The following is a 6744-nucleotide window of genomic DNA, read 5'->3' as shown; positions in this document are numbered from 1 at the left end:
GACGGACGCGAAGCTGACGGCGGCGGAGAAGCAGACGGCTGCGATCAAGGATCGCAAGCGCGTGCTGTTCGTGCTGTCGACGCAAGGCGGCAAGATCCTCGCTGCGGGCGGCGACACCGCGGCCGACGGCATCATCAGACTTGCCGGCGCAGTCAACGCCGTCGAGGGCTTTTCCGGCTACAAGGGGATGACGGACGAGGCGATCGTCAGCGCCAAGCCGGATGTCATCCTGACGATGAAGGGCGGCGGACCGCCGATCTCGGAGGATGAGCTGTTCGCCAATCCTGCCGTCGCCTCGACACCAGCGGGCACGAACCGCAAGATGGTCAGCATGTGGGGCGGCTATCTGCTCGGCTTCGGTCCGCGCACGGCGGAGGCGATCCACGATCTTGCGGTCGAGCTCTATGGCAACCAGGTCGCGGACTGAGCGGCGATGGCCGAACAGTCGATAGCAGGCGCGCCGAGCCGCGCGATGGCAGCCGATGGCGACCGCTCGGCGCGGGCAAGGTTCGTGATCGCGCTTTTGTGCCTGACGCTGGTCCTTTCCGTGTTCCTGTCGCTGACGTCGGGTGCCTCCGACGCATCGGCCGTCCGCGTCATTCGCGACTGGTTCGCGGGCGCCATGCCCACCGATGCGGCGCTGGCAGCGCGCGACCAGCTGATCGTCTATGACATCCGCATGCCGCGCGTGCTGCTCGGCGTTCTGATCGGCGCGGCGCTGGCGGTCTGCGGCGCGGTGATGCAGGGACTGTTCCGCAATCCGCTTGCCGATCCCGGCCTGATCGGCGTTTCCGCCGGCTCCAGCCTCGGCGCGGTGGCGATCATCGTCCTCGGAACAACCTGGCTCGCGCCCGTCACGCTTGCGCTCGGCACGCTCGCCTTACCGCTCGCTGCCTTCTTCGGCGGGCTCGCGGTGACGTTGCTGCTCTACGCCATCGCCACGCGCCAGGGGCGGACGTCGGTCGCCACGATGCTGCTTGCCGGCATCGCCATCAGCGCCCTTGCCATGGCGCTGACCGGCGTCCTGATCTTCATGGCCGATGACCGGCAGTTGCGCGACCTGACCTTCTGGCAACTCGGCTCGCTCGCCGGCGCGACATGGCCGAAGATCGGCACCGTCGCGCCGGTGATCATCCTGGCGCTGGCCGCGATGCCGTTCCTGTCGCGCGGCCTCAACGCGCTGGCGCTGGGAGAAGCGACCGCGGGTCATCTCGGCATTCCGGTGCAGCGGCTGAAATATACAGCCATCGTCAGCGTGTCGGCGGCGGTCGGCGCTTCGGTCGCGGTCAGCGGCGGCATCGGTTTCATCGGCATCGTCGTGCCGCATGTGCTGCGGCTCGCGATCGGACCGGACAACCGCTATTTGCTGCCGGCTTCCGCTTTGCTCGGCGCATCGCTGCTTCTCATCGCCGACGCGGTCGCCCGCACCATCGTCGCGCCGGCCGAGCTGCCGATCGGCATCGTCACGGCGGTCGCCGGCGCGCCGTTCTTCCTGTGGATCCTGCTGCGCAAGCGCGGCGTAATCGATTTGTGAGCCTGCCATGATCGAAGCACGCGACATCTCGGTGGCGATCGGCGGCAAGCGCATCGTGTCCCATGTCGGCTTCACGGCACGGCCTGGTGAAGTCTCGGCCATCGTCGGACCGAACGGGTCCGGCAAGACGACGCTGCTCAAGGCGCTGACCGGCGAGCTTGCCTATACCGGCACCGTCACGCTCAACGGCCGCGACCTGTCGGCGATGAAGCCGGTGGAGGCAGCCACGCTGCGCGCGGTGCTGCCGCAGGCCACGACGCTGTCCTTTCCCTTCACTGTGCGCGAGATCGTTCGCCTCGGCCTGATCGGCGGGCGCTCCGGCGTGTTGCCCGGCGAGGATGCGCGCCTGCCGGAGCGGGCGTTGGCACGGGTGGATCTCGATGGCTTTGCCGGCCGCTTCTACCAGGAGCTTTCCGGCGGCGAACAACAGCGCGTGCAGCTTGCCCGCGTGCTCTGTCAGGTGTGGGCGCCGGTGCTTGAGGGGCGGCCGCGCTATCTCTTCCTCGACGAGCCGGTCTCCAGCCTCGACGTCAAGCACCAGCTCATCATCATGAACATCGCGCGTGATTTCGCCCGGCGCGGCGGCGGCGTGGTGGCGATCCTGCACGACCTCAATCTGACGGCCATGTATGCCGATCGGATTTTCGTGCTCTCTCGCGGCCAACTGGCGTCCGCCGGCTCGCCGGCGGACGTGTTGAAGGATGAGCTGATCGAGAGGGTGTTCGACTGCCGGCTGAAGGTCGGCGCGCTGCCTGCCGGAAGCGTGCCGTTCGTGCTGCCGCAATCAGCGGCTTAAGCCTAGCAGCGAGGACGATTTCGCGTCTTCGTCATCCACGGGCGGAGCGGGAGCCAAGCGGACGCGGAGACCCGAGGATCCATTCCGTTACATCAACCGAAGAATACCGCGATCCAGAACGAGCGCTGGCGCCAGCGGCGCCAGTTCTGCATCGCCGCGATGCTCGAACGTCACGGAATGGATTCTAGGGTCTGCGCTGCGTCGCTGCGCTCCTTGCTCCGCCCTAGAATGACGAAGTCATGGGCGGCGTCGCGCCCGGGATGTCATGGGCGTCGCCCATCTAGAACCAAGCCGCCAGAGCGCGATTACGCCGCCGGGGCGCGCTGCTCCAGCAGGTCGATGCCGAGCAGGTGCCGCACATTCGGGCGCGCGGCGATCAGATCGGCGATCGTATAGCGGGAAAGCACGGCGAAGAAGGCGTTGAGCGCCTCGCGCAGCGCCGAATTCAGGGCGCAGCTGTCGACCAGCGGGCATTCGGCGGCGTCGTTTTCGAAGCATTCGGCCATGGCGAAGCTCTCTTCGGTGACGCGCACGACATCGAACAGGCTGATCTGCTCCGCCGGACGGCCAAGCCGCACGCCGCCATTGCGGCCGCGCACGGTCTCGACCAGGCCGGCCTCGACCAGCGGCTGCAGGATCTTGAACAGGAAAAGTTCCGACACCGAATAGGCGGCGGCGATCTCGGGGATGCGGCTCAGCCTGTCGGTATTTGCGGCGCAATACATCAGGATGCGCATCGCATAGTTGGTCTGGCGCGTGAGCCGCATGGTGTCCTCATGGAAATATTAGCTTGAGCCGAATATGGCCCATAGTTTGGAACAATTCCAGACTGGACCGGTACATAGATGAATAATCGTGTCAACTTTTTGTGCATGCCGGCGCGGATAGCGGCCCCGATATGGCTCCTGCGCTTCGAGCGAGCGTTTTGGCGGCGCAGCCACTAGATAGATGCGGGTGCAAACAGGAAGCGGCCTTTCGATGTCACAATCAGCTCAGGGTCTCGCGCCGGTTCGATTCGACGCCGATGCCACGGCGAAGCTCGCGGCATTGCGGCGCACCAAGTTCATCGCCGCCGCGGCGCTCGCGCTCTGCATCCTCGTCTTCGCGCTGGCGAAATCCTTCGAGGCCACCCATCCGTGGCTCGGCTTCGTCGCGGCCTTCGCCGAAGCGGCGACCATCGGCGGCATCGCCGACTGGTATGCCGTGGTGGCTCTGTTCAGGCGGCCGCTGGGACTCCCGATCCCGCACACGGCCATCATCCCGGAGAACCAGAACCGCATCGCCGACAATCTCGGCCGCTTCATCGAGGCCAATTTCCTGGCGCCGGAACCGGTGCGCGAAAAGCTTGCAAAGGTGGACTTCGCTGCCCTGGTCGCCGACTGGCTTGCCGATGCCGAGCGCGCCGCCGGCCTGTCGCGATTCGTCGCGCGGCTGGTGCCGCAGGCGCTGACGGCGGTGGAGCAATCCGGCCTGCGCGACTTCGTCACCAGCCGCATGCTGGAGCAGATCGACAAGGTGCCGCTGGCGCCGCTCGCGGCGGATCTTTTGTCGGCACTGACCGACGATCGTCGCCACCAGAAGCTCTTCGATGAATTCATCCGGGTCGTCGGGCGCTTCCTCAACGATGAGCAGGCGCTGGCGACGATGCGCGAAAAGATCCGCGAGGAATTGCCGTCGCTGTTCAACCTGTTTCGCGCCGATGCCTATCTCTTGAAGAAGATCGTCGCCTCGGCGGGTTCGCTGCTCGATGAGGTGAGGGCCGATCCCGACCATCCGATGCGCGCCGAATTCGACCGTTTCGCGCTCGCCTTCATCGAGCGGCTCAGGACCTCGAAGCAATATGCAAGGCGCGCCGAGGCGTTGAAGCGCGATTTTCTCGGCCGCCCGGAGGTGAGGGCGCTGGCCGGCGATGCATGGACGAGCCTGCGCCTGTTCATCGAGCAGGACGCCAATGCGGAGAAGTCGACGATCCGCGAGCATCTCGCCAACATGTTCGTCGAGATCGGCAGGCATCTGGCCGACGACGCGCAGATCAGGGCCGACATGAACCAGGGCTTTGTCGTCGCGCTGTCATCGTTCGTGGAAAGCCAGAAGAGCGGGGTGTCGACATTCATCGCCGACCAGGTCAAGCGCTGGGACCTGGCGCAACTGACGCGGCTGATCGAGACGAATATCGGCAAGGACCTGCAATATATCCGCTTCAACGGCATGATCATCGGCGGCCTTGCCGGTCTGGCGCTCTACACGGCCGAGCGGCTGTTTCTCGTCAATTGACGCCGGCCCAACTGGCACTATTCTCCTTCTGGCACGCCGCAAAGGCGGCAAAACGGGAGGCAGGGCATGGCAAAACAACCGGAATCCGACTCGTTCCTCGACATGTTCAGCAGGTTCGGCCGCGACCTCAAGCTGCCGAATGTCGATGTCCAGGCGATCCTCGATCATCATCGCAAGAACCTCGAAGCCCTGGAAAAGTCGGCGAGGGCAAGTGCTGCCGGCGCCTCCTCGGTGCTGGCCAGGCAGCATGAGATGGTGCAGAATGCCATCAACGAGGTCACGCGGATGGCGCAGAACTACCAGGCGCCCGGCAACCCGCAGGAATTGATGGGCAAGCAGGCCGAATTTGCCCGCAGGTCGTTCGAGACGACGCTGAAGAATGCCAGCGAAGTGGCTGACCTTGTGCGCAAATCCAGCACCGAATCGGTCGAGATCCTGCGCGACCGGATCAGGGATGCGATGGCGGAAATCCGTGCCGGCTACGAAAAGAAATAGGCTGTCCGGCGTTTCGGGCCCATCACAGACCGACATGCGATGCAACCGGCGCAGGCGCTCGAGCGTTCTCGGCCTGCCCTAAAAGCATCAACTCTACCGGCGAAAATCGCGGGGCGGCGAATTGACAGCGGCCGCCGCTCATGGTCGGGAGACAGCAAGAGTGATGGGAAAAGCCGGAATGACGGAAACACGGCCGAGGACGCCGCCGACCTTCGAACAGCTGCGCACGATGTCCGGGCAGGAGCTCGGCGTGTCCGACTGGACGACGGTCGACCAGCAGCGCATCGACCAGTTCGCCGAATGCACGGGCGACCATCAATGGATCCATGTCGATCCCGAAAGGGCGAAACGGCAGAGCCCGTTCCGCACCACGATCGCGCATGGCTATCTGACCTTGTCGATCATCGGCGCGCTGGCGCTGGAGATGGGCATCGTGCCGGAGAACACCCAGGCCGCCTTCAACTACGGCTTCGACAAGGTGCGCTTCCTGGCGCCGGTCAAGGCCGGTGCGCGCATCCGGCTGCGCACCACGCTGCTATCCATGGAAGATCTCGGCCCCGGCCAGTATCTGATGAAGGCGGCCAACACCGTCGAGATCGAGGGCGAGCAGAAGCCGGCGCTGACCGCCGAGACGCTGGTGATGATGTACGAGCGCCGCAAGCGGGCAAGCTCCTAGACCGTTTGGAAACCCTACTCCTGCGGCCATCTGAAGGCGTCTTCTGCGCTTCCGGTGCTCACGTACTAAAAGTACGCTCCGCTCCGGTGCTCGAAGACACCTTCAGCTGACTCACAGGAGCGAGTTTCGAAATGGTCTCTTGGCGCTGGTTAGCTATTCAATGGTTTTCGGGGACGTGCTGTTCAACCGCCACACAACGAGCAACGTGACGACTGCGAAGCTCGCGGAGAAGCCAACCAGCGGCCATGCCGTGTCGCCATCCAGGAGGATGACGAACAGCGTGCCCGCCGTCGAAACGATCACGCTCTGCAGGCAGAAATAAAGCGCGACGGCCGTGCCGGCGGTCTCGCCGAACTGTTCCAGCGCGCCATTGGCGGTGACTGAAGCGGTCAGCACGATGCCGATGGCGATGACCCACATCGGCATGACGAAGCTCACGAAGGACGGCTCGGCCAATGATTGGCCGGCGGCCAGCAGGGCCGCGCCGACAAGCAGCATCGCCATGCCGCGGCTGACGCTGCCTTCGATGCCCCGGCGCGCGACGAAACTCTTCGCGAAGCGTGCGGTGATAATCATCGCCAATGCAGCGCTGGCGAAGGCCAGGCTGAAGCCGAGCTGCGAGAAGCCGGCCTTGCCGATGAGCACCCTGGGCGCTGTCGAGAAGAACACGAAGAATGAGCCCATGGCGGTGGCGAAGGCCAGCGTGTAGGTCCAGAAGGCGAAGCTGCGCAGGATCGGCCCGAAACCAGTCCGGCCAGCTCCATCGACCAGCGGACGCGTTTCGCGCCAATTCAGCCAGGCGTTGAGCGTCGCCACTGCGGCCAGGATGCCGAGCGTGACGAAGATAGCCCGCCAGCCGAAGCTATTGGCGATCAAAGCGCCGGCGATCGGTCCGAGCGCCGGCACGAAGGAGAGCAGCGAGCCGAGCGTGCCGTAGATGACGGCGCCTTCGGGCTTTTGCGCAAGGAC

At 65.0% G+C, this 6744-nt stretch carries 8 protein-coding genes; 6 read left to right on the top strand and 2 right to left on the bottom strand.

The genetic code is table 11. The features are described 5' to 3' along the window. The 3 genes from EOD07_RS17065 to EOD07_RS17055 form a co-directional block, all read left to right on the top strand. Positions 1-427, top strand: a 427-nt coding sequence (locus EOD07_RS17065) for an ABC transporter substrate-binding protein (protein ID WP_164772300.1), incomplete at its 5' end; no start/stop codon positions are given. A 6-nt stretch (positions 428-433) separates the two neighbouring features. Further along, on the top strand, positions 434-1534 hold the full coding sequence (locus tag EOD07_RS17060) for an iron ABC transporter permease (protein WP_127236299.1): 1101 nt from the start codon (positions 434-436) through the stop codon (positions 1532-1534). Positions 1535-1541: 7 nt separating this feature from the next. Then, entirely contained in the window at positions 1542-2330 is a 789-nt protein-coding gene (locus EOD07_RS17055) for a heme ABC transporter ATP-binding protein (protein ID WP_127236298.1), read from the top strand. A 305-nt stretch (positions 2331-2635) separates the two neighbouring features. On the opposite strand, the gene rirA is transcribed toward EOD07_RS17055, so the two are convergent. After that, positions 2636-3097 carry an iron-responsive transcriptional regulator RirA gene (gene rirA, locus EOD07_RS17050; RefSeq protein WP_040982432.1) on the bottom strand — a complete coding sequence of 154 codons (462 nt, stop codon included), beginning with the start codon at positions 3095-3097 and terminating at the stop codon, positions 2636-2638. Positions 3098-3308: 211 nt separating this feature from the next. Here rirA and EOD07_RS17045 point away from each other — a divergent pair, with 211 nt between their 5' ends. From EOD07_RS17045 to EOD07_RS17035, 3 genes are all read left to right on the top strand, one after another. Then, on the top strand, positions 3309-4604 hold the full coding sequence (locus EOD07_RS17045) for a DUF445 domain-containing protein (protein WP_127236297.1): 1296 nt from the start codon (positions 3309-3311) through the stop codon (positions 4602-4604). A 66-nt stretch (positions 4605-4670) separates the two neighbouring features. Continuing rightward, positions 4671-5099: a TIGR01841 family phasin gene (gene phaP / locus EOD07_RS17040; protein ID WP_041007463.1), complete on the top strand. Its 429-nt coding sequence runs from the start codon at positions 4671-4673 to the stop codon at positions 5097-5099. 178 nt (positions 5100-5277) lie between these two features. Beyond that, positions 5278-5775, top strand: coding sequence for a MaoC family dehydratase (locus EOD07_RS17035; protein WP_040981770.1), 498 nt, complete (start codon positions 5278-5280; stop codon positions 5773-5775). A 153-nt stretch (positions 5776-5928) separates the two neighbouring features. Here the strand turns inward: EOD07_RS17035 and EOD07_RS17030 are convergent. Beyond that, positions 5929-6744, bottom strand: an 816-nt coding sequence (locus tag EOD07_RS17030; protein WP_127236296.1) for an MFS transporter, incomplete at its 5' end; no start/stop codon positions are given.

Source organism: Mesorhizobium sp. M2C.T.Ca.TU.002.02.1.1 (assembly GCF_003997225.1).
The sequence above is the reverse complement of the archived record's forward strand: the minus strand, read 5'-3'. Positions and strand labels throughout refer to the sequence as shown.